21 protein-coding genes, 1 tRNA gene and 2 pseudogenes are annotated in these 26,656 nt (G+C 70.8%); 14 read left to right on the forward strand and 10 right to left on the reverse strand.

Annotation, left to right across the window (positions count from 1 at the left end):
* Positions 1-21: 21 nt before the first annotated feature.
* Positions 22-585 (forward strand): GNAT family N-acetyltransferase, encoded by a 564-nt coding sequence (locus AC069T_RS31960; RefSeq protein ID WP_478786064.1) that lies wholly within the window; start codon positions 22-24, stop codon positions 583-585.
* 138 nt (positions 586-723) lie between these two features.
* On the opposite strand, the gene AC069T_RS31965 is transcribed toward AC069T_RS31960, so the two are convergent.
* Complete coding sequence (locus tag AC069T_RS31965; RefSeq protein ID WP_478786065.1) at positions 724-3,273, reverse strand: discoidin domain-containing protein; 2,550 nt, start codon at positions 3,271-3,273, stop codon at positions 724-726.
* Between the two features lie 968 nt (positions 3,274-4,241).
* Positions 4,242-4,649: a peptidase inhibitor family I36 protein gene (locus AC069T_RS31970; protein WP_478786066.1), complete on the reverse strand. Its 408-nt coding sequence runs from the start codon at positions 4,647-4,649 to the stop codon at positions 4,242-4,244.
* Positions 4,650-5,525: 876 nt separating this feature from the next.
* Here AC069T_RS31970 and AC069T_RS31975 point away from each other — a divergent pair.
* From AC069T_RS31975 to AC069T_RS31990, 4 genes and pseudogenes are all read left to right on the forward strand, one after another.
* Positions 5,526-7,283, forward strand: coding sequence for an aminotransferase class I/II-fold pyridoxal phosphate-dependent enzyme (locus AC069T_RS31975; RefSeq protein ID WP_478786067.1), 1,758 nt, complete (start codon positions 5,526-5,528; stop codon positions 7,281-7,283).
* Positions 7,280-8,083 carry a phosphatidate cytidylyltransferase gene (locus AC069T_RS31980; RefSeq protein WP_478786068.1) on the forward strand — a complete coding sequence of 268 codons (804 nt, stop codon included), beginning with the start codon at positions 7,280-7,282 and terminating at the stop codon, positions 8,081-8,083. Before AC069T_RS31975 ends, AC069T_RS31980 begins: the two co-directional genes overlap by 4 nt.
* Before the next feature lie 503 nt (positions 8,084-8,586).
* Positions 8,587-9,492, forward strand: a complete 906-nt coding sequence (locus tag AC069T_RS31985) for an alpha/beta fold hydrolase (RefSeq protein WP_478786069.1) — start codon at positions 8,587-8,589, stop codon at positions 9,490-9,492.
* 247 nt (positions 9,493-9,739) lie between these two features.
* A pseudogene (locus AC069T_RS31990) lies at positions 9,740-9,959 on the forward strand (NF041680 family putative transposase); the annotation flags it as partial.
* A 63-nt stretch (positions 9,960-10,022) separates the two neighbouring features.
* On the opposite strand, the gene AC069T_RS31995 reads toward AC069T_RS31990, so the two are convergent.
* From AC069T_RS31995 to AC069T_RS32010, 4 genes and pseudogenes are all read right to left on the reverse strand, one after another.
* The gene (locus AC069T_RS31995; protein WP_478786070.1) at positions 10,023-10,685 is read right to left on the reverse strand and encodes a response regulator transcription factor; all 663 of its coding nucleotides are present in this window, start codon (positions 10,683-10,685) and stop codon (positions 10,023-10,025) included.
* The gene (locus AC069T_RS32000) at positions 10,682-11,884 is read right to left on the reverse strand and encodes a sensor histidine kinase (protein ID WP_478786071.1); all 1,203 of its coding nucleotides are present in this window, start codon (positions 11,882-11,884) and stop codon (positions 10,682-10,684) included. The genes AC069T_RS31995 and AC069T_RS32000 overlap by 4 nt, the downstream gene beginning before the upstream one ends.
* Before the next feature lie 130 nt (positions 11,885-12,014).
* A complete protein-coding gene (locus tag AC069T_RS32005) occupies positions 12,015-12,374 on the reverse strand; it encodes a hypothetical protein (protein WP_478786072.1) in 360 nt (119 codons plus the stop codon).
* 200 nt (positions 12,375-12,574) lie between these two features.
* Positions 12,575-13,064, reverse strand: a pseudogene (locus AC069T_RS32010) (ATP-binding cassette domain-containing protein); the annotation flags it as partial.
* Between the two features lie 462 nt (positions 13,065-13,526).
* Between AC069T_RS32010 and AC069T_RS32015 the strand changes: the two are divergent.
* Together AC069T_RS32015 and AC069T_RS32020 are read left to right on the forward strand one after the other, a co-directional pair.
* Entirely contained in the window at positions 13,527-15,086 is a 1,560-nt protein-coding gene (locus AC069T_RS32015) for an alpha/beta hydrolase (protein ID WP_478786073.1), read from the forward strand.
* Positions 15,087-15,262: 176 nt separating this feature from the next.
* Complete coding sequence (locus AC069T_RS32020) at positions 15,263-15,796, forward strand: HAD domain-containing protein (protein ID WP_478786105.1); 534 nt, start codon at positions 15,263-15,265, stop codon at positions 15,794-15,796.
* 95 nt (positions 15,797-15,891) lie between these two features.
* Here the strand turns inward: AC069T_RS32020 and AC069T_RS32025 are convergent, their stop codons facing one another.
* Positions 15,892-16,233, reverse strand: a complete 342-nt coding sequence (locus AC069T_RS32025) for an alpha-amylase (protein ID WP_478786074.1) — start codon at positions 16,231-16,233, stop codon at positions 15,892-15,894.
* A gap of 556 nt (positions 16,234-16,789) precedes the next feature.
* Between AC069T_RS32025 and AC069T_RS32030 the strand changes: the two genes are divergently transcribed.
* Complete coding sequence (locus tag AC069T_RS32030; protein WP_478786075.1) at positions 16,790-17,680, forward strand: NAD(P)-dependent oxidoreductase; 891 nt, start codon at positions 16,790-16,792, stop codon at positions 17,678-17,680.
* A 104-nt stretch (positions 17,681-17,784) separates the two neighbouring features.
* On the opposite strand, the gene AC069T_RS32035 is transcribed toward AC069T_RS32030, so the two are convergent.
* Both AC069T_RS32035 and AC069T_RS32040 read right to left on the reverse strand, forming a co-directional pair.
* Positions 17,785-17,858, reverse strand: a tRNA-Met gene (locus tag AC069T_RS32035).
* 116 nt (positions 17,859-17,974) lie between these two features.
* Entirely contained in the window at positions 17,975-19,291 is a 1,317-nt protein-coding gene (locus AC069T_RS32040; RefSeq protein WP_478786106.1) for a chloride channel protein, read from the reverse strand.
* Between the two features lie 506 nt (positions 19,292-19,797).
* Between AC069T_RS32040 and AC069T_RS32045 the strand changes: the two genes are divergently transcribed.
* The 6 genes from AC069T_RS32045 (at position 19,798) to AC069T_RS32070 (ending at position 25,110) form a co-directional block, all read left to right on the forward strand.
* Entirely contained in the window at positions 19,798-20,226 is a 429-nt protein-coding gene (locus tag AC069T_RS32045; protein WP_358853192.1) for a DUF7144 family membrane protein, read from the forward strand.
* A gap of 287 nt (positions 20,227-20,513) precedes the next feature.
* Positions 20,514-21,914 (forward strand): FAD-dependent oxidoreductase, encoded by a 1,401-nt coding sequence (locus tag AC069T_RS32050; protein WP_478786076.1) that lies wholly within the window; start codon positions 20,514-20,516, stop codon positions 21,912-21,914.
* A gap of 134 nt (positions 21,915-22,048) precedes the next feature.
* Positions 22,049-22,360, forward strand: coding sequence for an NIPSNAP family protein (locus AC069T_RS32055; protein ID WP_478786077.1), 312 nt, complete (start codon positions 22,049-22,051; stop codon positions 22,358-22,360).
* Between the two features lie 161 nt (positions 22,361-22,521).
* Positions 22,522-23,382: an SDR family oxidoreductase gene (locus AC069T_RS32060; RefSeq protein WP_478786078.1), complete on the forward strand. Its 861-nt coding sequence runs from the start codon at positions 22,522-22,524 to the stop codon at positions 23,380-23,382.
* Positions 23,383-23,440: 58 nt separating this feature from the next.
* On the forward strand, positions 23,441-23,956 hold the full coding sequence (locus tag AC069T_RS32065) for an NUDIX hydrolase (protein ID WP_478786079.1): 516 nt from the start codon (positions 23,441-23,443) through the stop codon (positions 23,954-23,956).
* Between the two features lie 188 nt (positions 23,957-24,144).
* Entirely contained in the window at positions 24,145-25,110 is a 966-nt protein-coding gene (locus tag AC069T_RS32070; RefSeq protein ID WP_478786080.1) for an alpha/beta hydrolase, read from the forward strand.
* A 475-nt stretch (positions 25,111-25,585) separates the two neighbouring features.
* Here AC069T_RS32070 and AC069T_RS32075 read toward each other — a convergent pair whose 3' ends face one another.
* The gene (locus tag AC069T_RS32075; protein ID WP_478786081.1) at positions 25,586-26,572 is read right to left on the reverse strand and encodes an NAD-dependent epimerase/dehydratase family protein; all 987 of its coding nucleotides are present in this window, start codon (positions 26,570-26,572) and stop codon (positions 25,586-25,588) included.
* Positions 26,573-26,656 lie beyond the last annotated feature (84 nt).

The following is a 26,656-nucleotide window of genomic DNA, read 5'->3' on the forward strand; positions in this document are numbered from 1 at the left end:
CCGCCGCAAAGGTGGCGCGTCGTGCACCCGTTGGGCGTCTTCGCGTATTGCGTCCCAAGGAAGTACTCCTACCGCTTCGTTGCCGGGCCGGCATGGCCACCTTCTGTACGGAGGCGAACCCGCGTCCGTTCAACCGCCCCTCGGATTCACAGGAATTTCTTGGGGCCGGCGCGGAATGCCGGCCGGCGACACCGAAGGCGTGATCGCCGGGGCACACCGAACGCTCTGGACTGGCGGGACGCCCTGACCGCCGTCCTCAGGGACCAGGTGTCGTCGGACGCCGTGCGCATCCTCGTCGCGCCCGGCGGCGGCGGTCTCGCCGCCTGCGGCATCGGGACGATCGAGCAACGGCTGCCCGGGCCGCACCTGCGCAACGGGCGGATCGGGCATGTGATCGGTGTGGTCACCGATCCCGCGCACCGGCGGCGCGGTCACAGCGGGGCGATCATGCGGGGGCTGCTGGACTGGTTCCGGGAACGGGAGGTCACCCGGGTGGACCTGTACGCCTCTCCCGACGGGGAGCCGCTCTACCGCGCACTCGGCTTCACCGACCACCCGGACCCGTCGCTGTACCGGCGCCCGTGACGGCCGTCCGCGCACCTGCGGTGAACCCCGGCGCGGAGCCGCCGACCCCCGCCCCGGGCACGGATGTGGCCCGCCGCGAGAGCGGCGGGCCACAGGTCACTCACCGCGCGACGGCGGTTCAGCCGGTCGGCGAAGGTGTCACGGGAACAGCGTGATCTTCGAAGGTACGGTGTCCGATCCCGAGGTCGGTGCTCCCGTGTTGTTGACGACGTGGGCGTACTGCCCCTTGCCGCCGAGGGAGATGACGAGGATGTCGTGCAGCTTGATGCCCGTCTTCACCGGGACCTGGAAGCCGTGCTGCTGGACGATGGTCGGATCGGACGTGAAGTTGCAGTAGCTGCCCATTCCCCACGCCTCATGCGTGTTGACGCTGTCCGCGACCTTGTAGGCGGCGTACCCGACGATGCCGTCATGCGTCACGGCGGCGGCGTTGGGCACGTCGTAGGCCTTCTCGTTCTGGAAGAAGATCGTCCGGCCGCGTTCGCCGTTCCAGAGCACGTCGTACTTGTTGAAGTGCTCGACGAACAGGCCGGTGGTGAGGACGTCGTCGCCGTTGACGACGAGACCGTAGTCGGCGCGGTTGGTCTCCCAGCCGACGCCTTCGCCGTGGTCGGCACGCCAGATCCAGGTGTGGTCGACGATGACGTCGTCGCTGTTGACGACCACCGAGTTGGTGGCGAGGCCGGGGCCGGCTCCGCCGATGCGGATGAACACGTCCTGCATGGTGGTCGGGTTGGCGGCGTGGTCGGCCGAGGCGTTGGCCCCGCCGATCTGGAGGAGGGTGTCGGACTTGGTGCGTCCGGCGTCGATGAGGAAGCCGGCCAGCCGCACACCGTCGACGTCGGCGACGTGCATGGCGTCCACGCCGTTGTCGGGAACGATGGTCGCCAGTCCGAGGCCGAGGACCACGGTGTTGGCGCGGGTGACGTCGATGGTCCGGTCGAGGTGGTAGACCCCGGGGGTGAACAGCAGGTTGAGCCCCTGGGCGAGCGCCGCGTTGATGGTGGCGGCGGTCGCGCCGGGCTTGACGACGTAGAACTGGCTCAGCGGCAGGGACGTACCGCCCGCGTTGGCCGGCCACGACACCCCGCGGGCGTTGGTGCGCTTGCCGGGCACGAACACCTTGTAGTCGTTCCCGTCGAGATACAGGAACGGCTTCTCGCGGGAGACGGGGGTGGAGTCCAGCGTGGTGTACGGGCCGCTGTCGAAGTTGGTCGCCGGCGCACCCTGCACACCGGAGAACGTCATGTTCCACACGCCGTTGGTCCAGCCGCCCACGGAGCTGTCCCGGGTGTACCACTGCTGCTGCGAGTACGGGCCGACCGTGCCGTCGATCTTCGAGTCGGCGATGTAGCCGCCGGATGCCCAGCCGTAGCCGTTCGGGGCGAGGTTGAGGCCGCCCTCGACGTGGATGCGGCGGAACGGCGCGGCCTGCGCGACGGCCCAGCGGTCGGTGCCGTTGACCGGCTTGAGCGACAGGTTCTCGGCCGAACGCCAGAAGTTCTGGGTGGCGTTGCCGTTGAACCAGCCCGCGTCGACGGTCACGTCACCGTTGATCTTCGTGTCGTCCGGGTTGAGGCCGAGTCCGGAGATCGAGGTGTAGAAGCCCAGTTGGGCGTTGATGCCGTTGTACGTGCCGGGCTTGAGGAGGAACTGGTAGCGCTCCGAGCCGAACTGGTTCGACTCCTGCTTGCTGAATACCTGGTCGAACTTGTCCTGCAGGTTGGGCGTGCTCGGGTCCACGACGATGACGTTCGGCCCGAGGTCACCGCCGCCTTCGACGGGCGGGGTGCCGCCGCCCGATCCGGTGTGCACTGCGACCTCCCACAGGGAGTAGCCGTACGCGGTGCCGCGTGCCGTCCCGAGGACACGGACGTAGCGGCCCGAGCCGCTCACGGCGTAGGAGGCGGTTCCGCCGGTGCCGTTGGTGACGTCCTTCAGGGTCGTCCAGTTCTGGCCGTCGGCCGACGCCTGGATCTTGAACGCCTTGCCGTAGGCCGCCTCCCAGTTCAGGTCGACCTTGCAGATGTCCTGGGACGAGCCGAGGTCCACCTGGACCCACTGCGGGTCGGAGGCCTGGCTCGACCAGCGGGTTCCGGTGTCGCCGTCGAAGGCGTTCGCGGCGGGCGTGCCGCCGTTCTCCGTGGAGGACGCGGTGGCCGTTCTGCCCTTGGCGGCGTTGGCCGTGCCGCAGTCGGCGGGCGGTGTGCCGCCCGCGTCGCCGAAGACCTGGAACTCCCAGAGGGAGTAGCCGTACTGGGTGGCGCGGGAGACGCCGTACAGCCGTACGTAGCGGCCCTGTCCGGAGACGTCGAGCGTGTCGGTGCCGCCGTCGCCGCCGGTGACGGTCTTGAGGTCGGTCCAGGAGCTTCCGTTCCCGGAGACCTGGATCTTGTAGTCCTTGCCATAGGCGGTCTCCCAGTTCAGGACGACCTTGGTGAGGCTGGCCGTCGCCCCGAGGTCCACCTGGAGCCACTGGGTGTCGGTGCCGGCCGACGACCAGCGGGTGCCGGTGTTGCCGTCGACGGCGTACGAGGCGGCGGTCCCGGCGCTCTCGTCGGAGGAGGAGGTGGCGGTCTTGCCCTGCGAGAGCGGCACCTCGGCCGCGCTCGCGGGTGTCGTCTGGGCGGGGATGGTCACCAGCGCCGCCGCTGTGGCGAGCGCGATCCCCCAGGATCTGAATCTCATTGGTCCACTCCGTGCGGGTGAAGGAGAGCGGGTCGGCGTTCACCGTGATCGAGGCATGACAAACTCCCCGAACGGGTGCGCGCCGCAGGGCGTTCCCCGACCGGGACCGGAAGGCCCGGGCAGTGTGAACGGTCGTACGCAGCTACTTAGTTCAGGGTTTGATTTAAGTAATGAGGCAACCGTACGGCAACCCCTCCGACGTGACTTATTTGCATCGGATCCGACGGCAGGTCCGTGACGAGGGACGCGTTGGGGTACGTGACCTGCGAGAACCGCCCGGGTGAGGCGAGTGCGCCGGCTTCACCAGCGCACGCTGGTGCGGCGGAGCTCGCAGCGACGGCCACCCTCGCGGGTGACGATAAGCATCGTCACTCACTCAACCAGGGCATGAGGCAGGTCGAGTGCGGCAGGTACGGAAGCAACGGGACTCCCGCGCTCGGATTCCTGACTCCCACCCTGGGCCAGGGCCGAAGCCCCACAGGGACGCTCGCAAGCACAGAGCCGCAGGACCGCCGACCGCGAGGCGCTCACCACCCCCACGCGGACGACACCACCACAGGTGTCCGCCGTCCTCGATTCCTCTGCTCAAGGGAGCAGCATCATGACCCGGGACAACGTTCCCGCGCCTGTTCAGCGCCCTAGGAGGAGTCACAGCGGCCGGGCAGGATCACCCTGCCCGGCCGCTGCCGCCGCTCGGACGTCAGGCGACGCTGAACTTGTGGGCAGGACCGCCGCGCCACTCCACCCACTGCAGGTCGTCCGGGATCGCCTCGGGTTCGGCGACGCCGGCGCCCTCGATGCGACGTCGCGCGGCTGGAATCGGATGACGCCGTGCCGGGCCGCGGACGCGGCGGACACCTGAACTGCGTGGCCATGCTGATCGCCGCGTATCGCGAGAACGTCGGTGTGAACGGCCGGGCGTAGCGGCCCCGCCCGGCGCGCAACACCTGGGGAGGGGCACGCTGCGGTTATCCGATGGTGTAGGGGAGGAACTGGACGGAGGAGGCCACGTCGTTGAAGCCATTGCCCCGGTTGAAGCTGATGGACTCACCCGGCAGGAGTGTCACAGGCACTCCCTTGAAGTCGTAGTCGGGGTAAATCCGGACGAAGAAGCGGCTGTTGTTGACGACGGAGCTGGTGACGTCGTTGAAGTTGTAGTCGTCGAGGTGGGTGTTGTCCTCGGTGGTTCGCAGGAGGCGGGCGTTTGTGGGGGCGTTGTAGTCCCAGTTGTCGTAGAGGCAGACGTAGTTGCGGGTGCATGCGTCGCGGCCCTGGCCTCGGAGGATCGAGGCGTCGGCGGAGGCGGGGGCGGCTGTCGTCAGCATGGCGGCGGTCGTGAGTGCGATGGCTGCCACGAGGCGGACTGGAGTCTGCATGGTCGGCGTCATCCTGCTTTCCGGTAGGTGGAGGGGCGGCGGGGCCGACGGCAGCACTAATGCGGCGCGACCCGAGAAGCCGTAACCAGCATTTCGGTGACCACCAGTAGCAGCAATACTACAAATGTTGGTCACCGATGAATTGAGACATCGTCAAGCCGACACGGCCGACACGGCCGACAGCCGTATGCCCCCATCGCTCCACCGTCGGCAGTCCTCACGGCAGCAAGAGCACCGAACGGGAACAAAGACCCCCGTCCCGGTGCCGGTTCAACCGCAACGGCCTCCCACTTCCGTTGAACCCGTTGCACGCCCCCTTGTCCCGTCGCCTCGCGCACGCGCGCCCAGCCGCGCTACCGGCCGGGACGGACACTCAACCGACTGGCCCGCATGAGTGACGGGAAAGTGATCGCTCGATCGGATGGTCGAGGCGTCGAGGCGTGTCACGAGGGCGGAGCGGGACAGGTTGCTGGCGTAAATTGCTTCAGCATGGCGCGGCGCATTCTCTTGCGACCATTTGGTGATTCGCGTCCACGCATGCTGGATCCGTACCTCCTGTGACAAGCGCACTCCATTCCCGTCCACGACGACACCTCGCTGAAACGTACGCAGCCACGACTTATCAGAGTGGTCAGCCGCTCAGGGGCTGCCACTGGTCTTCCTGCGCGGGGTCGATCCCCTTCGGGCCCTTTGTCGCGCGCCCGGTCACCGGGGCGGGAGACGGCGCTTCAGGGCGGCGAGCGCGGCGAGCTGGGCTGTGTCGGGCGTGAGCGCCTGAGTACGCGTACTCAAGCCGTCCGAGCTGTTCTCCCCTGCACCTCAGAGACCGGTCGCCGTCACACTGAACCGCCTTGCCCCCGGTACGAAGAGGTTTCGATGAGCCGTCCTCTCACCCTGCGCTCCGCCGATGCCGACGACATGACCTGGATCCATGAACTCCGGCACCGCGTCTACGCGGAGGAGCTCGGCCAGCACACGCCCAACAGCGAGGGGCGGCTGGTCGACGCGTTGGACGGTGACAACGTCTACCTGGTCGTGGCTCGGGGTGCGGACCGTGTCGGGTTCGTGAGCGTGACGCCGCCGTGGGTGGGAAGGTACGGGCTGGACAAGTACCTGACCCGGGCCGAGCTTCCGCTCTTGGACGAGTCCGACGTCTTCGAGGTGCGGCTGCTCACCGTCGAGCCGCAGGCCCGGGCAGGCGCAGCCGGGGCCTTGTTGATGTACGCGGCGCTGCGCTGGATCGCGTCCCGGGGCGGGCGGCGGGTGGTGGCGATGGGCCGTTCCGACCTCGTCGACATGTACAGGGCGGCGGGCCTGCGCCCGGTCGGCCGTACCGTACGCAGCGGGGCAATCGACTTCGAGGTGCTGACCGCGGAGGTGACGGAGCTGTCCCGGTGTGCGGCGGGACGGCATGCGGCAACCCTCGCGCGGCTGGCGGTCTGCATGGACTGGCGGCTGGACGCCCCCTTCGCGTCCGGGCCCGACGGCTGCGAGCACGGTGGTGCCTCGTTCACGGCGATCGGCGCGGACTTTCGCACGCTTGAGCGGCGTCACGAGGTGATCACGGCCGATGTGCTCGACGCGTGGTTCCCCCCGGCCCCCGGGGCGCACGGCGTACTCACCGAGGACGCCGGGTGGATCGCCCGCACCTCTCCCCCGACCGGTGCGGAGGGCTTGCTGGCGGAGCTCGCCGCAGTCCGCGACCTGCCTCCGGAAACGCTCGCTGTCGGCTCCGGCTCCTCCGACCTGATCTTCCGGGCCTTCGGGCGGTGGCTGACGCCGATGAGCCGGGTCCTGCTGATGGACCCCGGATATGGCGAGTACGCCCATGTCACGGAGCGGGTGATCGGCTGCCGCGTGGACCGGTTGCGGCTGCGTCGCGAGGAGGGCTGGCGCATCGATCCAGTGAGGTTGTCGGCGGTCGTCGCGGATGGCTCGTACGACCTCGTGGTCGTGGTCAACCCGAACAACCCCACCGGCCGCCACGCACCGGCCGCCGAGCTGGCCGCGGTGATCGCTGCGGCGCCCGCCCGGACCCGTTGGTGGATCGACGAGGCATACCTCGGATACGTCGATCCCGCCGAGTCTCTCGCCTCGTTCGCCGCGCGGGATCCGCGCGTGGTGGTCTGCACCTCGATGTCGAAGACGTACGCCCTGTCCGGCGTGCGGGCCGCGTACCTGGTGGCCGAGCCGGGCACGGCGGCGGAGCTGCGACGGTGGACGCCGCCGTGGGCGGTGAGCCTGCCGGCCCAGCTCGCGGCGGTAGCGGCGCTGCGCGATCCGGCCTACTACGCGGGCCGGCTCCAGCGCACGCACGAGCTGCGTGCACGGCTCGCCGCACACCTGGCCGCTGTGGACGCCTCCGTCACGGTCGAGGAGTCGGTGGCCAACTTCCTCACGCTCACTCTGCCGCCGGGCGGACCGAGCGCCGCGGCCCTGGTCGCGGAGTGCCGGCTCCACGGTGTGTACCTGCGGGACCTGTCACCGCTGTCGTCGGTGTACGAGGGCCGCACCGTGCGCGTCGCGGTCCGCGACACCGGTGAGAACGCGCGCATCGTGGACGCCTACCGAGCCGCCCTCGACGAACTGCGCACGAGGGTCCGCACGTTGTCCACCATCGGGGCGGCACAGTGACCTCGGTGGCCGCGCTGGCACCATGGCTGGGCGGTGCCCTGCTGGTCAGCGGTGTGGCAGTGGGGGCGTCGCGGCGGCGGGAGTTGGTCGTACGGTGGTGCGCGTGGGCGGTGGGTGTGCCGGTGGTGACTGCCGCATTCTGGTGGGGGCGACCCGGCATCGCCCTGCTTGCCGGAGTCGTCGCGGTGGTCGCGGTACTGGAGTTCGGGGCACTGGCCAGACTCCCCCGCACTGATCAGGCGGTGCTGGTGGCGGCCGTGACAGGGCTGATCGTGGCCGTCGCGTGGGCACCGGACCAGGGGGGCCGGGTCATCGGCGCCGGGGCGCTGGCACTGGTCGCCGTACTGCTGACAAGTGGCGACGCGGACGACGGACTCCGACGGCTCGGCACCGGTCTGCTCGGCTTGCTCTGGCTCGGTGTGCTGGCCGCCTTGGCGCCGCTGGGGGCAGTCGGCCTGGCGCTCTTCGCCGCGGTGTCGATCGCCGACGTGGTCGCGTACTTCGCCGGCCAGCGGTTGGGTGGGCCCCGGCTGTCGCGATTGTCCCCGGCCAAGCGGTGGAGTGGCACAGGGTGTGGCGCGGCAGCGGGCCTCGCCGTACTCGCGCTGCTTTCGGCGTGGAGCTGGCAGGCGGCGGTGGCGGTGGCTGTGGGCGGACCGGCGGGCGACTTGGTGGAGTCCCTCGTCAAGCGCGGTGCCGGGGTCAAGGACTCGGGTCGGTGGCTGGCGGGAGCCGGAGGACTACTGGACCGGATCGACTCGCTGGTGGGTGCGTTGGCGGTGGTGGTCGTACTGAGGTGAGCCGGCCCACGGTCCAGCGAGGTCCAGCCCGTTGAGACCGCAGGGGTCGTGGCGACGCCCAGCCCGGCGTGCAGGTACCCCGTCCTTCCCCGTCACAACCGGCCTTCGCACCACACTCCACAAGCGGGCTTGCGGGATAGAACGCTGGATGGCCGACTGAGCCGCCATGACCGAGAGCTGCTCACCGTGCACGCTGATGGATTGACGGATCAAAACGCGCTCTGAACTTGCGCTTTATCTTCGGGCGTCACGCGGAGTAATGCTTGCTCGTCTGCGTCAGGCACATGGTTCGTCGCCGCCGGAGCGGACCAGATGCCGCACACGGCTCGTGTGCGACGGGGTTCAGCAGGTATCGAGATGAGTTCTGGTACCCCTTCGAGCGTCCGTCAGCAACGAGACGAGACGAGTCGTATTGCATCATCCCGGAAGTGTGCGTCATGATGGCGACGCAATGACGAGACGGCTCGTCTCGTCATCGAGTCGTGGATGTGGGGAGCGGTGCCATGAATCAGCGGTTTGTCCAGGTCGACCCGGTGGTGCGGCTGTGGTCCGAGGTGCGCGGCGACCCCCGGGATTCCACCCTGTTGCTGATCATGGGGGCCGGGGCGTCTGGGCTGGGCTGGCCGGAGGGACTGGTTGATGCGTTGGCCGTGCGCCACCGCGTCATCCGCTACGACCACCGGGACACCGGCCGCTCCAGCTTGAGTTTCGACACGCACCCGTACCGCATCGTCGACCTCGCCTCGGACGCGATCGCCGTCCTCGACGCGTACGAAGTGGAGCGGGCGCACATCGTCGGTCACTCCCTGGGCGGCATGCTCACCCAACTGCTGATCGCCGATCACCCCGAACGGCTGCTCAGCGCGACAGTGATGGGCACCGGCGCTCTCAGCAGCACCCCACTGTCGCACCCGGACGGCTCCCGAACTCCCGTAGACCGACTCCCGCCCATCGACGCACGGGTGCTCGAACTGTGGTCCCACCCTCACGAGGACCGTGGTCTGGAGGGCGAGCTGGACCACCGCGTGGAGCACTGGCGGCTGCTCAACGGTGATCAGATCCCCTTCGACTCCGAGGAGTTCCGGGCCACGGAGCGCCGCATCATCGAGCACGCCGGGCGCTACGAGGCACCCATGACCCACGGGCGCGCGGACCACTCCGGCATGGACCGCACCGAGGAACTTGCGCGCACCGACGTGCCGACCCTGGTCATCTCCGCCCCGGCCGAGCCCGTCTTCCCACCGCCGCACCCCGACCATCTCGCCCAAGTGATCGCCGGGGCACGGCTGGTGGAGATACCAGGCATGGGGCACGCCCTGCCCCGCGCCGTCCACGCACCCCTGGCCGCGGCCGTTCTCGACCACACCCTGGCCACGGACGCCCGCGCCCGACCAGGGGCGGGGACGTAACCTCAATCTCCTGGTCGCTGAGCGCGGCACCTGGCGAGGAAGATCCAGGCGTGCGTCAGCTGGCGGCGGCCTGGGTGCCGGCGGCGGATGGTGTGCCGTCCTAGCTGTGCTCAATCCCCTGGTGGGTGATGCTCGGTGAACGGGGGCACCGTCCTGGGCTGCAGCTCGCGCCGTTGCCGGCCATCGCCCACCTCGGTGGCGGTGGCGAGAAGCAGGCGATCGATGAACTGCTCGCGTGGGGCCCGGCGGGAGACTCCCCCTGGTCGAGGGCACCCTGATCAGGCTGAAGGTCGAGCACCTCTCCAAGGACCGCGAAGATGTGGTCCTCCAAGACCGGCGCCAGCATGCGGGACGTCGACCGGTACTGGCAGGTCTACCTCCGCCGCTTCGATATGGAGCACACCTTCCGCGTCACAAAGCAGAGCCTCGGCTGGACCACCCCGAAACTGCGCATCCCGGCACCGGCCCCGGACGACCACCCGGTGTGAAGAACCGGTGGCGGGCACCCCGCTACGACGTCGGCAAGACCCTCACGTCGGGCGGACGAGGCGGGTCTCGTAGGCGAAGACGACGGCCTGGACACGATCGCGTAATTCCAGCTTGCTCAGGATCCGGCTCAGGTGCGTCTTCACGGTGGCTTCCGCGAGGTACAGACAGGCGGCGATCTCGGTGTTCGACAGGCCGCGGGCGACCTGGATGAGCACTTCACGCTCGCGGCCGGTGAGCCGCTTCACTCGCTCGTCCACCTCGGTGCCGCCGTCGGCGGGGAGCTGGTCGGCGAAGTTCTCCAGCAGGCGGCGGGTGACCCGAGGGGAGACCACCGCGTCGCCCGCGGCGACGCTGCGGATCGCGGTGAGCAGTTCGTCGGGTCGGGCGTTTTTGAGGAGGAAACCGGATGCTCCGGCTTTGAGAGCGGCGAAGGCGTATTCATCGAGGTCGAAGGTGGTGAGGATGAGCACCCGGGTCAGCGGGGAGTCCTTGATGATCCGGCGGGTTGCTTCGATGCCGTCGGTTCGAGGCATGCGTACGTCCATCAAGACGACATCGGGGCGCAGTTTCCTTGCGAGCCGGATGGCTTCGGTGCCGTCGCCGGCCTCGCCGACGGGTTCCATGTCCGGTTGGGCCTCCAGGATCATGGTGAACGCCATACGAAGCAGTGATTCGTCGTCGACGAGCATCACACGGATCGTCATGAGGCATCGTCCTCGGCATCGGCGAGGGTGATGTGGGCTGAAACTCGCCAGCCGGCGTCCGGGAGAGGGCCGGCCTGGAGGGTCCCGCCGTAGGCGGCCGCGCGCTCGCGCATGCCAGCGATCCCGTGCCCGGTCGTCGGACCGGGGGCTTGCGTGGTGCGGCCGTCGTCGGTGATCTCGATGGTGACGGTCTTGGGGGAGAAGCGCACCCGCACGTCGGCGCGGGTGCCAGGTGGTGTGTGCTTGAGCGTGTTGGTCAAAGCTTCCTGTACCAGCCGGTAAACGGTGAGCTGTGCAGTGGTGGGCACCGGGGCGAGGTCGCCTTCCAGTCCGAGGCTGGTCGGCAGCCCGGCTGCGCGCATCTGGTCGACGAGGGACTGCAACTGTGCGATGCCGGGCAGAGGGTGGCGCTGCGCGTCCGGTTCGTCGGCGCGCAGGACGCCGAGGGAGCGCCGCATGTCGGTGAGGGCCTGCCGTCCGGTGTCGGAGATCTGCTGCATGGCGCCGGTCGCTTTGCCGGGTGAGCGGAACTGTGCGAAGACCGCGGCGTCGGCGAGCGCGACCATGACGGACAGGTTGTGGGTGACGATGTCGTGCATCTCGCGGGCGATACGGGCCCGCTCTTCGGCCACGGCGAGCTGGGCTTGCTGGTCGCGTTCACGCTCCAGGCGTACCGCTCGATCCTCCACGGATGTCAGGTAGGCACGTCTGATCTTCAGGTTCGTACCGGTGATGGCCGCGGTGGTGGCAAGAGCGGTCAGGAAGAGGACGGGGACGAGGAAGCGGCCCTCTGGTCCCCACCGAATGGAGGCCAGCAGGATGCCGCCTTCCAGGACGGCTCCGGCCAGGAGCGTGTGAGGCCAGGGGGAGCGCTTGGCCACCGTGTACAGGGCGACCAGCAGAGCCACATCGGCGGGCAGAGGCTGGACGCCGACGAGCCACTGGGCGGAGGCAGCGGTGGCCACCGCGCCGAACACCACGAGAGGTGCGCGGTGCCGCCACACCAAGGGCAACAGCAGGGCCACCTGAAGGACCAGCAGCCCCGGGGGCTGAAGCTCCGGCCAGGGGCCGACGCTCGCGACGAAGAGCACGGCTGTCAGCAACGCGTCGAATGCGACGGGCGGGATCTGGGCCCGCCCCCGCAGCAGTACATACACCGGCCGTGCTGACCGCGCGACGGTGAAAATGGCGTACCTCACGAAGTGCCCTGCTCTTGTGGACCGGCGAGCCGGGGCACGGCGCCATGCCGCTGGAGGGCGCCGTGGAATGGCGGCCCGTATTCGGAACGGGAATCTGCCGCCGGTACCGCCATCACCGCCACGCCTTTCACTACACGTCCCGTCGTTTCAGTGCCACCGCGGCCCTGGTGAGGACCATGACCGCATAGAGACAGAAGACGGTGAACCCGGTCCAGGGCGCCAACATAGCCGAGTCCTGTTGGAGGAGGGTGAGCGCCCGCCCGGCGTTGCTCGGCAGGCAGGGGAAGACCTTCTCCGCCATTGCGGAAGGAAGCGTCTGCGTGAGAATCGGCAGGATCAGCACCAGACCAATGACGGTGGAGATGCTGGCCGCCGTATTGCGCAGCAGCGCGCCGATCCTCACGCTCAGTACCGCGAGAACTGTCAGGTACAAGGCACTGCCGAGGACCACGCGGGTGACCCCGGGGGCACTCAGGGAGGTGCTCTGCACACCCGAAACCGTGGCCCTGCCCATCGGTGAAGAACGAGACCATAGGGCCGAACAGGAGCATGGCTCCCACCGCGAACACCAACATGAAGAATGTCGAGCGCAGCGTGCGGATTCTGATCCACTCGGAGTGCAGCACACGAGCCTGGGTGACGTGGCCACGCGCGGCCCGAGGAGGGCGGATGGATTCCGTACTCATGCCGCACACCCCGCCCGGCCGCCAGCGGACCCAGCCGCCATGGCTCGTCGGTTCGTACCGGCACCGAATTGCGCGACGCTCTGCGCGTGAACTCCTCGACAGAGGTGTCCGCGATCAACCGACCGCGCCCGATCACGATGAGGTGTTCAGCGGTCAGTGCCATCTCGCTCATCAGATGGGAGGAGACCAGAACCGTACGGCCTTCACGCCAGCAGGTGGTTGAGCGCGGACCGGCCGGTGTGCACAGAACGGGCCTCCAGCATGGCCCCGACCTCACGCAGCGGAGCGCGGTGTGCGGCGTAGGGCTTCCCGTTGACAGTGACCTGGCCGGAATTGGGAACGTCCAGGCCCAGGATCATCCGCATCGTGGTGGACTTGCCAGCGCCGTTCGGCCCGAGGAGTCCGGTGACGAGGCCGGGCCGGACGGTGAAACTGAGATCCGCCACAGCGGTCTTCTCCCCGTAAAGCTTGGTGAGTGCTCGGGCCTTGATCATCGGGTCATCCTCGTCACAGGGGCCGGTGGATTCGCCACCACGCTAGGTCGGCGGGCCCGGCAAGGGCTTGAGTCCACGAGCTGACATCACCGCGGAGGAACTACAACCCCAGGTGGAACGCGCTCCACCCACAGGCGTAGCGAGGGCTGCCACGTCGGCCCGACCGCTTCACCCCGCAGTCGTAGACGGGCTGCCCGCCCGCCGTTTGCCCGGAGCGGCCAAGCCCGGGAGGAACCACTGGTCAGCTGGCTGGCTGAAGCGTTGACCGCCCTCCGGGGCGCACGGAGACAACACGGGCAGGAGAGACCCCACCAAGAACTGACGCGCCGGGCTGACCGTGCGGCCTAGCGTCGAGATGGCGCGGTGAGACCTGTGATCGCAACGGGTCGTGCACCTCACCCGAACGTCACCCCAGCGCGGCTCGGTCGTGCCCAGCACAGCGCAAGACAAGAGGAGAACGCGATGCGTCGACGAAGGATGGCCGCGACCGTGGCCCTGGCAGGAACCGCTTTGATCGGTCTGCCGTCGTGCGCCCCCGTTGCGGCAGACGCGGCCGGCCCCGGCCCACTCGCCCGGTTCCAGCAACAGAAGGTCACCTGGCATGGCTGCAAGACCGGCCCGGACGACGCAATCGGCCAGGAACTGGACGACGCGAAGGCCCAGTGCGCTGAGGTCATGGTGCCGTTGGACTACAGCCATCCGGACGGACGGACAATCAAGGTCGCGATGTCCCGGCTGAAGGCCGCTGACCCCAAACACCGGAGAGGGACCCTCCTGTACAACCCCGGCGGTCCAGGCGTGCCCGCGATGTACCTCGCACTGATGGTCAAGAAGGCCGAGCCCACCGTCGCGGCCCGATACGACCTGATCGGGATGGATCCCCGGTTCGTCGGCCGCAGCACCCCAATGAACTGCAAGTGGCCCGCCACCAGCATCGGCTCCGCCGGGCCGGACCGGAGCACCTTCGACCGAAGCGTGGCGCTGGCCAAGGACCTGGCATCCCGCTGCGCCGGCCACCGGGACGTGCTGCCCCATGCGTCCACCCGTAACACCGCCCGGGACATGGACGTGATCCGGGCAGCCCTCGGCGAGTCGAAACTGTCCTACCTCGGCTCGTCGTACGGCACCTACCTGGGCGAGGTCTACCTGCAGCTGTTCCCACGCCGCGCCGACCGGGTTGTTCTCGACAGCGCCCTGAACCCCGATCTCTACGGCCCCGACCTGACAAGCACCTCGGGGCCTGCCGCGACCGCGGTCCTGAAGAACTGGGCAGCGTGGGCGGCGCACCACCACGGCGACTATCACCTGGGCGCCACTACCGCCGAGGTCCTGGCCACGGTGGAACGGATCAATCAGACCGCCAATCGGGGACCGCTGCGAGTGGGCAGCCACCGCATCGACAGCCACGTGCTGCCCCAGCTCCTGTGGAACGTCACCGCCGGGGACAGCAACGAGCTGTATGCCGCCTACGCGGCCGACGTCCGGGACCTCAGCGACGCCGCCCGCGGCATCAAGGTCACACCCAATGAGCGACTGGAGAGTGTCCTGACCGGTCTGTCCGTTACGGACACGGACGGTTCGGCCAGTGTCCAGACGGCGATCCAGTGCGCGGACCGGGCCGCGTCGTCCCGTGACCCCGAGACCTATTACCGGGACATCCAGGCCCACCGCTCCGATGAGCCGCTGTTCGGACCGCTGACCCGCAACATCACCCCCTGTTCGTTCTGGCCGACTGCGCCCGCAGAACCTGCCACGAAGGTCCACAACCGGGTCCCGGTCCTGATGGTGGGTGCTGCCGGCGACCCGGCGGCCGTCTATTCGGGGCAGCAGGTGGCACACGGGGCCTTGGCCGGCTCCCGCCTGGTCACCCTGCGCGGCGCCTTCCGCCACACCGTGTACGCAGGACTCTTCGCCCCGCAGAACCAGTGCATCGACGACACCGTCAACCGCTACCTGATCGACGGCAAACTGCCCAGCACCGATGCCACCTGTCCCATCACGCCATCGCCCAGCGAGGGCTGAGGTTGCGACCGCACTGAAGACGAGCCACTCCGACCGTAGAAGGCCTGGTGGTGGACGTGCGTCCGGACGAGCGGATCGAGCCGGATGGCGCGACGAGGTTCGCCGTGACGGCGGCGGCTTGCCGAGCGGTGGGCTTGGACTTCCAACGGGTGGGCACGCCGGAGGGGGTTGCGTCGGTGCCTGGTTCCGCGGAGTGGCCCGTGCTGTTTCTCGACGTCGACGGGCCCCTCATCCCGTTCGGTGCGTCGTCGTCCCGTCCGTCCGCCGACGGGCGGCAGGCCTTTCCGACGGGTTCTGGTCCTCTGACATCCGACGCGAATCCGCTTCTTGAGCGGCTTGACCCCGCGCATGGACCCAAGCTGCGGAGTCTGCCTTGCGAGCTGGTCCGGGCAACGACGTGGATGGAGGAGGCGAACGAGTGTGTCGCGCCGCGGCTCGGGCTGCCCGAACTGCCCGTCCTCGACCGGACCGGGCCGCCGGAGGACGACGCACGCGACGCGCGGATGGGACTGCACTGGAAGACCCGTCCGATCCTCGACCGGGCGGCTGGGCGCCCCTTCGCATGGGTCGACGACGAGATCACCGACAGGGACCGCTTCTGGGTAGCCGCCTGTCACGGCGGGCGCGCCCTGCTCCACCGGGTCGATCCCGGGCGCGGCCTCACCGACGCGGACTACCGCCGCCTCCACGGCTGGCTGAGCGCCTGCTGAGCCTGGAGCGGGGCGGCTTCTCGGCTTCCCCTAACAAGCCTTTTCCTGACGGGCGTTGGCCCCTCGGCCGGCCCGGCAGGGCTGCCGGCCCGGCGTCACGTCGACGCCGTCTCCGGCGGGCAGGAGCGCAGGCCGGTGACGTAGTTGAGCTGGGGGCCGTAGCCGGGGTAGGTCGCCAGGTCGCCGGGCTGGAGTGTCCGGCACGGGACGGACTGGCCGTCGGTGTACTCCACGGTGAGCCTCACCTCGGCGCCACAGCGGTTGTCGACCGTGGTGTACCGCCAGCTCGCGTAGTACTGGACGCAGTCGGGCACGGGGAGGCCTCCGTCCTGGCCCCCGGCCGCACGGGCGGACTGCGCCGGCGTCAGCGCCGTAAGGAGCGCCGCCACGGCGGTCACGCAGCCGACGGCGAGCGGGAGGCGACGTGTGAGGACCATGTCTGAACTCTCCAGAGGGCGAGGTTTGCAATGGCTCGGAATACCGTGCGGAGCAGGAAGGTTGCGGTCGGCCACTCTGGCAGCCACTGCAAGTCTTGCGCAAAATCATGGATGTTCTTTCAGTCGTGGTCCTCCCGTCAACCATTTCGGGGCGAGAACGGGATACCGCCAGCTCACGGACCCACGGCGTACCTGGAGTTGCCGCGCCGTCAGGTGGGCTCGTCCACCACCGCATCCGCGTCGTTTCCCCCGCCGACGACACGGGGCCGGTGAAGAATGCGGTCATCCGCGTGTGGCAGCGTGGAACGCGTCTCCCGGAATACCCGGCGCGGTCCGGCACCAGGACGACCGACACCGCCCGAAGCAGAGGAGGATCCCCGTCGAAGCCGCCGCCGGGACGACGAGGAACTGGCCGACATCGACCGGTTTTCCCGGCAGTACCCGCTGCAACAGCCAAGCATCCAGCTGGCCCGCCCTCCGGCCCGCGCGGCGCGCCGCGCGCCGTGACGGAGCACGGAAGCGACCACCGTACGACTCACCGCAGGAAGTTGATCTCATGACCGACAAGCTCACCGTAGGCGTCCTGGGTACCGGCATCATGGGCGCGGCCATGGCCCGCAACCTCGTCCGGGCCGGGCACAGGGTCCGGGTCTGGAACCGCACCCGCGACAAGGCCGAGCCCCTGGCCGGCGACGGGGCACTCGTCGTCGGCACCCCCGCCGACGCCGTGCGGGACGCCGACGTCGTCCTGACGATGCTGTACGACGGTGCGGCCGTTCTCGACGCGATGCGGCAGGCGGCCCCCGGCCTCCGCGCCGGCACGGCCTGGGTGCAGTCGACGACCGCGGGAATCGACGCGATCGGCGACCTGGCCGCGCTGGCCCGCGAGCACCGGCTGGTGTACTACGACGCCCCGGTGCTCGGCACCCGACAGCCCGCGGAGGCCGGGCAGCTGCTGATCCTGGCCGCGGGCCCGAGCCAGGACCGGAAGGCCGTCACCCCGGTCTTCGACGCCGTCGGCAGCCGTACGGTGTGGACGGGCGAGGACGGCGCGGAAGGCAGCGCCACCCGCCTCAAGCTCGTGGCCAACAGCTGGGTCATCGCGGCCACGAACGCGACCGGTGAGGTCCTCGCGCTGGCGAAGGCGCTCGGCGTGGACCCGCAGGGCTTCTTCGACGCGATCGCAGGCGGTCCCCTCGACATGGGCTACCTGCACGCCAAGGCGGACCTCATCCTGACCGGCCGGCTGACACCGCCCGCCTTCGCCGTGTCCACCGCCGCCAAGGACGCCCGCCTCATCGTCGAGGCGGGCCGGCGCAACGGCATCCGCCTGGACGTCGCCGCCGCCGGGGCCGAACGCCTCGCCCGCGCCGCCGCGCAGGGGCACGGCGACGAGGACATGGCCGCCGCGTACTTCGCCAGCTTCGAGGACGACGCCGACGCCTGAGCACAGTCGGTTCGGGCCGCCGGAGCCGGTCCGCCGCGTAATCGAAGGCGTCCCGGCATGCACGAGGGCCCGGCAGCGTCGGCTGCCGGGCCCTCGTCTTCGCGTAGCGGGGACAGGATTTGAACCTGCGACCTCTGGGTTATGAGCCCAGCGAGCTACCGAGCTGCTCCACCCCGCGTCGTTGACTCCACCCTACGCCACGGATCGCCTGGCGTTGACCAGTGCCGGGCCGGACGCTCCCTGTGCGGCATCCGGGGCCCCGCGCCCGGCCGATCGAGCCGGGAAGCCCACGGCTCACGCCTCGGTGGTCCGATCCGCGCCGGTGGCGGGGGACGACGGCCCGGCCTTCGCCGTGGCGGGGCTCGACCGGCCGACGGGCAGGAGTTCGGTCGTGACGAACGCGACCACGGCCGACAGGATCACCACGGGAATCGTCTCGGTGCTGCCGAGCAGCAGGACCACGAGCACGATGCTGCTGACGGGCAGCCGTAGGACGGTCGCCGCAGCCGCCGCCAGGCCCGCTGCCACTGCGGGTACGACGCCGAAGCCGGGCAGGGGCGACAGCAGCACCCCCGCCGCCGCGCCGAGGAACAGGGCGGGAAAGACGGGGCCGCCCCGGAGACTGCCCAGGCACAACGTGTAGGCGGCTCCCTTGAGCACCACGACGGCCAGCAGGGCGCCGACTCCCCAGGCATGGGGATCGGACGCCATCGTGGCCAGCGTGGCCTGACCCGAGGACGCGACCTCCACGGGTGAACGGTCCGTGATCACCGCGTAGACAGCCGCGCAGCCGCCCGCGGCGACCGCGCAGAGCACCGTCCCGGAGAGTGTGCGGGCCGCCACGAACGCGGCGGTGAGCCGCCCGCCCGCGATCACGGCGTGCAGCAGTACGCCGATGCAGACGGCCATCAGAACCGACCACACGACGTCCCCGACGTCCAGCCGCGCGGGAGGCTCCGGAAGGGAGAGGGCGAGACTTCCCGTCTCCAGCCCCGTCCAGCGGCCGAACCCGGTGAAAACCAGCGCGCCCACCCCGCTCGACAGCAGCGCCGGGAGCATCACGGCGACCAGCTGCGGTCCGCCCACGCCGGCCACCTCGATGAGGAGCACCGCGGCGATCAACGGGTTGCCGAAGATCGCCGCGATCGCGGCGGCGGCACCGGCCGATGCCAGCAGAGCGGTGCTCTGGGCAGTGGCGGGCGCGCGGGCGAGGTCCCGGAAGAGCAGCGCCAGCCCGCCGCCGAGCGCGATCAGCGGTGCTTCCGGTCCGAGGACGGCGCCGAGGGGCAGGCTCGCCACCGCCGCGATCAGTACGCCGGGCAGCGTCGCCGGTGCCGTCCTGCCCGCGTGGAGGCCCGACGCCGGGATGTGGCCGCCCGCTCCGCGCAGGTGGGTGGCGACCAGTCCCACGACGAGCCCGGCGATCAGCAGCAGCGGCAGCGGCCACCACCACGGGGGTGAGTGCCGGCCCAGGGCCTCGGGCAGGTCGGCCCAGAGCAGGTGCTCGAGTTCGTGGAGACCGGCGAGGAACCCGAAGGCCACGAGGGACACCGGAATGCCGAGCAGCGCCGAGAACACCAGCGCCTTGAGGTAGCCGGGGGCCCGCAGCATGTTCCGGAGGAGGTCCGCCTCCGCGGGCTGAGCCGACGGCTCTCCGCTCTTGCCGGCCCCGCCGGTCACGGTGCGCCTGCCGCGGAACGCGCGGCGGATCCCCGCCGTGGCGAGGGGCGGATCGGCACAGGCGTCGTGGCTGGTGACGGTGCGTCGCCGACGGGCGGTCGGGGGGTCCGCTCTGACGGGTGCGATGCCATGAAGCGCTCCTGGCGTCCGGTGCCCTGGGGCGTGCTCGGCGGCCGGTCCGCCGCTTCTTCAGGAGATACGTCCGCCGTGCTTCCCGCGACCCGGGGGTGGCCGGCCGGATGCGCCGGGCGTGGTGCCGGGGCATGCGGAACGCCGGTCGCGCGTGTGCCGGGTCGAGGGCGCTTCTTCGGGGGCCCCGGTGATGCCGTCCGCCTCCGAGATGCGGGACCCGGCCCCGAGGCACAGATTGGTAGTAGCCCGATCGGCGTAGCAGAACTCGCCTGTCGGGTCGGCCGTACCCAGTGAAGGAGCGCACTATGACGAGTCATGTGAGCCAAGCCCGCCCGCATACGGGGCGACGGTCGGAGGCACGTGCCTTCGTCGGCGGGTGGACCGTCTTCGCCGCCGTCCTGATGATTTTCGGCGGGCTGATGGCGGTCTTCGCGGGCATCGCCGCCATCGCCAATGACGACGTCTTCGTCAATACCCGGAACTACGTCTACGAGTTCGATCTGACCGGCTGGGGCTGGGTCCACCTGCTGCTGGGGGCCGTCGTCTTCCTGGCGGGGTGCGCGCTCTTCCAGGGCGCCACGTGGGCCAGGGCCGTGGGCGTCGTACTGGCGGGGCTGAGCATGCTCGCGAACTTCCTGTGGCTCCCGTACGCCCCGCTCTGGGCACTGGCCCTGATCACCATCGACGGTTTCGTCATCTGGGCGCTGTGCGCACCCCGTAACCGGGAGGACTGATCCGGCCCGGCCCCACCACAACACCCGCTTGGGCGGCGGCGAAGGGCCCGGGGCACCGAGCAACTGCTCGGTCCCCCGGGCCTTTTGGCATCGGCGAGCTGCCCGCCCGGCACCACTGACCCCGAACCGGAGAACGGATACCCTCTCGCCGGGGCGAACACACGCCCCCAACACCCCCGGAGCAGCACACTCTTGGAGATGAGCCGGGCGCTGAAGCAGTCCCCCGTCGTCACCGCGGCACGTCGTCGAAGCGGTGACGGCATCTCATGACCGGAACGAGGAGCCCCATGCGCAGAGCTGTCGTCATCGGAGCCGGACTGGGCGGTGTGCTGGCGGCGGCGGCGCTGTCCCCGGTCGTCGACGAGGTGGTCGTACTGGACCGTGACGAGCTGCCCGACGGCCCCGAGCAGCGAAAGGGGGTCCCCCAGGGGCGTCACGCCCACCTGCTGATGCCCGGTGGCCTGGCGGCCATGGAGGACCTGGTGCCGGGGGCCGGCGTGCGCAAGCATCTGCTGGCCGCGGGCGCCCACGAGATCTCCCTCAGCTCGGGCATGGTGGTGCTGACCCCGGAGGGCTTCTTCCACCGCTGGCGCCACGACCGCCATCACATGATCACGTGCAGCCGGGCCCTGCTGGACTGGGTCGTGCGCAGGGCGGTCGTCGACAGCACGCCCCATGTCGAGATGCGCCGGGCGCAGGTCGTCGGACTCACCGGCAGTGCCGCGAGAGTGGACGGCGTCCGCACGGCCACCGCGTCCGGTGAGGCGGAACTGCGCGCCGACCTCGTGGTCGACGCGAGCGGATGCGGCTCGCGCATCATCGGGTGGCTGGCCGGCCTCGGGATCACCGGGATCGAGGAGAGGAGCGTCGACTCCGGCCTCGTCAACGCGACCCGGATCTACCGCACGCCTGCGGGGGCCGAGCTGTTCCCCCTGACCATGGTGCAGGCGAATCCGTACGTGTCACGACCGGGCCGCAGCGCCGTGATCGTGCCGATCGAGGGCAACCGCTGGATGGTCAGCCTCGCCGGAACCCGGGGCGGCGAACCTCCGGCCGATCCCGACGGGTTCCTGAAGTACACGCTGGACCTTCCGCACCCCATCGTGGGCCGGCTCATTTCCGGCGCCGAACCGCTCACCGAGGTGTCCATCAGCCGTAGTACCAGCAACTCCCGCCGCTACCTGGAGAAGTCGCGGCGTTGGCCGGAGGGGCTCGTCGTCCTCGGGGACGCGCTGGCCACCTTCAACCCGGCGTACGGGCAGGGCATGTCCGTGGCCGCGCTCGGGGCCGGGGCCCTGGCCCGCGAACTACGGCAGGCAGGCCCGGCCGCTCCCGGCTTCGCCCGCGCCGTCCAGCGCGCCGCGGGCCGGCACGTGGAAACCGCGTGGAGCCTGGCAGTGGGCCAGGACGTCCTCTTTCCGCAGGTGCGCGGTGGCACGGCCACGCTCGTGGACCGCCTCGCCGCCCGCTACTCGCGGCGCCTCACGCGGGCGGCGACCGGCTCGTACAGCGTGGCGTCCGCGTTGTGGGACGTGACCGGCCTGGAGGCGGGACCCGCCCGTCTCCTGCGTCCCGGCGTCGTCCTGGCGGCCCTCGCCGGCCCCCCGCTGCCCGCGCCGGCCGGGCCGCCGCTGACCGCGCGGGAGCGGGAGATCCTGCACGCCCTCGACCGCACGTCCGGTGGCTGAAGGACCGGGCGGGGCCGCCCGGAACGGGACGACATCGCTCCGCCGGTGACGGGCGGGCGCCGGCCGTTGCGGCAACGAACCCCCGGTGCGGGCCGGGCATCGCGCCCGCGTCACCCTGGCCCATAATCCCGGGCATGATCACCATTCACCTGAAGTACGAGATCGACGCCGACAGAATCGGGGACTTCGAGGAGTACGGCCGCCGCTGGGTCGGACTCGTCAACCGCTTCGGCGGGACCCACCACGGCTACTTCCTGCCCAGCGAGGGCGACAGCGACGTCGCCTACGCCCTGTTCTCCTTCCCCAGCCTCTCGGCGTACGAGCAGTACCGCACGGACAGCAAGTCCGACCCGGAGTGCCAGGAAGCCTTCGAGCTGGCCCGCACAACGCGCTGCATCAAGCGGTACGAACGACGCTTCCTCCGGCCGCTCGACGCCCCGCGGTAGGCGGGGCGGCACGGCCCGTCCCGGCGCGTCGTCCGTGCCGCGTCGCATACCCGGCCGGTGTCCGGCAGCATGGGCCGCTGAGCAAACCGCAACGTGCGGGCAGGCGCCTCGCTTCCGGCCCGCGCCCCACCGCACGTCGCTCGGAACAGGAGACACTCCGGATGGCCGCAACCGATGTCACCTACGCCGTCACCGGCGCCTCCGGGCGTCTGGGAGGACGCGTGGCCCGCCGGCTGGCGGAAGCAGGGATTCCGCTGACGTTGCCCGCCCGCACCCCCGAGCGGGTTCCCGTCCTGCCCGGTGCCACCGTCGTCCCCGGTGCCTACGGCGACCGGGACGCCGTCGTGCGCGCCCTGCGCGGTGTCGACCGGGTCCTGATGGTCTCCGCCTCCGAGGCGCCCGACCGGCTGGCGCAGCACCGCGCCTTCGTCGACGCCGCCGCCGAAGCCGGCATCGGGCATCTGGTGTACATCTCGTTCTACGGAGCGGCACCGGACGCCACCTTCACCCTGGCCCGCGACCACTGGCACACCGAGCAGCACATCCGCTCGAGCGGCCTCGCGCACACCTTCCTGCGGGACAACCTCTACGCCGACTTCATGCCCGCGCTGGTCGGCGACGACGGCTTCATCCGCGGTCCCGGCGGCACGGGACGCGCCGCCGTCGTCGCCCAGGACGACATCGCCGAGGCCGCCACCACGGTCCTCACCCACGCGGACGAACACGCCGGTGCCGTGTACGACCTCACCGGCCCGCAGGCCCTGACGCTCGCCGAGATCGCCGCCGTACTGACCGGGGCGACCGGCCGTACGGTCGGCTACGAACCCGAGACGATCGAAGAGGCGTACCGCTCACGCGCCGCGCACGGCGCCCCCGACTGGCAGCTCGACGCCTGGGTCTCGACGTACACGGCCATCGCCGCGGGAGAACTCGACGATGTCACCGACCACGTCCCGCGTCTCACCGGGCGTCCGGCCACCTCCCTCGCCGGGCTCCTCCGCCGCGACGGTGCCGCCTACTGAGCGCGGGTTTCGCCCCTCTCCCGGCGTCGGAAGACCCGCGCCTGGGAATAATGGCGAGGTGCCCCACTCCGAGGACCCGTCCCTCGCGGTCGACGGTCGCGGCAATGCCCTGGTCTCCTTCACGCGCGGGAGCGAAGGCGCGCCACCGTCGGACGCGCCGCTGCCGGCGGCGTTGGCCGCCGTCTGGCACGCCGACCGTGTCCTCGTGGTCTTCGATCGGTTCCGGCAGAGCTGGGAACTGCCCGGTGGCCGCATAGAAGAAGGCGAATCCCCCCGTCAGGCGGCCGCGCGCGAGCTGCTGGAGGAGAGCGGTCAGGTACCCGACGGACCGTTACGGTTCGTCGGCTACGCGGGCTTCGTACTCGCGCCCGACCAGCGAGCCGAGTACGCGGCGCTGTTCGCGGGCCGCACGACCGGTATCCGGGACTTCCAGGCCACCGAGGAGATCGCGGCCATCCGCTGGTGGAACCTCCGGGAAGTCCTCCCGGGGCGTGTACAGCCCCTGGACGCCCACCTCGCCCGGCTCACGCGCGCATCGGGCTCCGGCCTCTCCCTCGATCCACGGCGAGGTTGAAACCCGGGCCGGCGGCACGTCGAAGACACCTCTGCGCCCTGTCCGGCAGGCGGCACGCCGGCGGACATGACCCCTTCGGGACGGGGCAGCACAGAAGGTGACCCGGGCGCCGGTCGTCACTCTCGCCGGTCCGGCCGCCACGCGCGTCGCTCCGCCGCATCAACGGCACGACCTGGAAAGTGTGAGCCGTGACCCTGACACCACCGCCCTTCGACAAGGAACTCGCCGTCGCACTCACGGAGTTCGTTCCGCTGCCGTTCACCCTCGACATGGTGCGCGACAGCCGGGAGACCGGAGCCGCGTTCCGGCCCACCGACGAGACGCTGAGCCGTGACGGCGCCTTCGCGGTGGAGGACCGGCGGGTGCCCGGTCCTCCCGGCGCCCCTGACGTCTCCCTGCTCATCTGCCGTCCCACCGGTGCCGAAGTCCCGCTTCCCGTCGTGTACTTCGTGCACGGCGGGGGCATGGTCACGGGCGACAACCGGGTCGGTGTCGACGCTCCGCTGAGCTGGGCGGAGGAGCTGGGCCTGGTGGTGGTGTCGGTCGAGTACCGTCTGGCTCCCGAGAACCCGCACCCCGCCCCGGTCGACGACTGCTACGCGGGTCTTGAGTGGACCTCCCGCAACGCGCGGCTCATCGGCGGGGACGCCGGCCGGGTCGTCGTGGCCGGCCAGAGCTCCGGCGGCGGCCTGGCCGCCGCCCTGGCCCTGCGCGCCCGCGACGAGAACGGTCCCCGGCTGGCGGGCCAGCTTCTGATGTGCCCGATGCTCGACGACCGCAACGACTCCTACTCCGCCCGGCAGATGGCCGGGCACGGCATGTGGGACCGGACCTCCAACGACACCGGCTGGACCGCTCTGCTGGGTGACCGCCGGGGCTCCGACGACGTCTGCGCCTATGCCGCTCCCGCCCGCGCCACCGACCTGTCCGGTCTGCCGCCCGCCTTCATCGACGTGGGCTCCGCGGAGACCTTCCGCGACGAGGACATCGCGTATGCCGACGCGATCTGGCGGGCGGGCGGCGAGGCGGAACTCCATGTGTGGCCCGGGGGCTTCCACGGCTTCGACGCACTGGCGCCGGAGGCGGCGCTCTCCCGGGCGGCGCGCGCGGCCCGTACGGCCTGGCTGCGGCGCCTGCTCGGGTGCTCGCCCTGACCCCGGTCGGGTCCGAGAAGGCGGCGCGGTGTCGGGCGTCGGGGTGTCGGGCTTCGCGGTGTCGGGCTTCGCGGTGTCGGGCTTCGCGGTGTCGGGCTTCGCTGCGGGCGGCGGGGCTCGCGGAGCCGTCAGCCAAGGACGCCGCCGCCCCGGGCGACCGCCCCAGGCAGCGGGCACGCGGAGCCGTCAGCCAAAGACGCCGCCGCCCCGGGCGACCGCCCCAGGCAGCGGGCACGCGGAGCCGTCAGCCAAAGACGCCGCCGTCCCGGGCGACCGCCGAGGACGCCGCGGTGTCGGGCGTCGGGGTGTCGGGCTTCGCGGTGTCGGGCTTCGCTGCGGGCGGCGGGGCTCGCGGAGCCGTCAGCCGCGAGCACCGCCGTCCCGGGAGCCGCCGCAGGCTGCGGGCTCGCGGAGCCGTCACCCGAGGGCACCGCCGTCCCGGGCGACCGCCCCAGGCAGCGGGCTCGCGGAGCCGTCAGTCGAGCGCGTCGAGCAACTCGCGCTCACGCGAGGCGCTGAGGCCCGCGCGTCGTTCCCGGTCCAGTCCCTGCTCGCGTTCCCACCGCAGTGTGTCGGCCAGCATCTCCGTCCGGGGCCGGTGACGCAGTCCCGCCGCCCGCGCGGCGGCCCCGCTGCGGGCCGACCACCCCTCCCAGCCCGGTTCGGCCAGCCACATCGGCAGCGACTCGGCACCCATGTACTGGGCCACACCGTGCGCGAGCAGCCAGGCCGGGTCGGCGCTGACCACCGGTCCGGTGTGGCCGCCGGCCTCCCGGGACAACGTGATCCACTCCCCCAGCGGAACGACCGGCCCGACGGCGTCGTAGGTGCCGGTGGTCCCGCTCTGCGCGGCGTCCAGCAGCCAGGCGGCGAGATCCCGTACGTCGATCGCCTGGGTCGGCAGCGCGGGAACGCCGGGGACCAGCATCGGCCCGTGCGGATCACGTGCGGCCCGGGCCGCCCAGTAGCCGGAGCGTCCGCTGTGGTCCCCCGGGCCCCCGATGAGACCGGCGCGGGCGACGAGGAGGCGGTCGCCGACGGCGGCGGTCGACGCGTGCTCGCAGGCGGCCTTCGCCTCCCCGTACAGCGAGCGGTCGGCCTCGCTCCGGTCGGTCGGGGCGAGGAGTTCCGTGGATTCGTCCGCGTCCGGCGTGGCGTGCGTGGCGTAGGCGCTGACGGAGGAGACGTAGGTCCAGTGCCGGGCGCTGCCGCCGAGTGCGTCGAGCGCCCCGCGGACGAAGCCGGGCTGCCAGGACACCTCCATGACCGCGTCCCAGGCGCGGTCGGCCAGCGGCTCGTACGCCGACGGCTCGCTCCGGTCGGCGGCCACCAGGGTCGCGCCGTCCGCGACCGTGCCGCTCTCGCCGCGGGCGAGGCACGTCACCCGGTGGCCGCGCTCGACGGCCTGCCGTGCCAGCTCGCGTCCCAGCCATGCCGTTCCGCCGAGAATCAGGATCTCCATTCCGCCACCCAACCACCGGGGACGGCGAGCACCCAAGGGACTTAGCCGACAGCAGATCACCCATGAGATGCAACCGTTGGGTTG

The organism is Streptomyces sp. NPDC043867 (assembly GCF_056435845.1).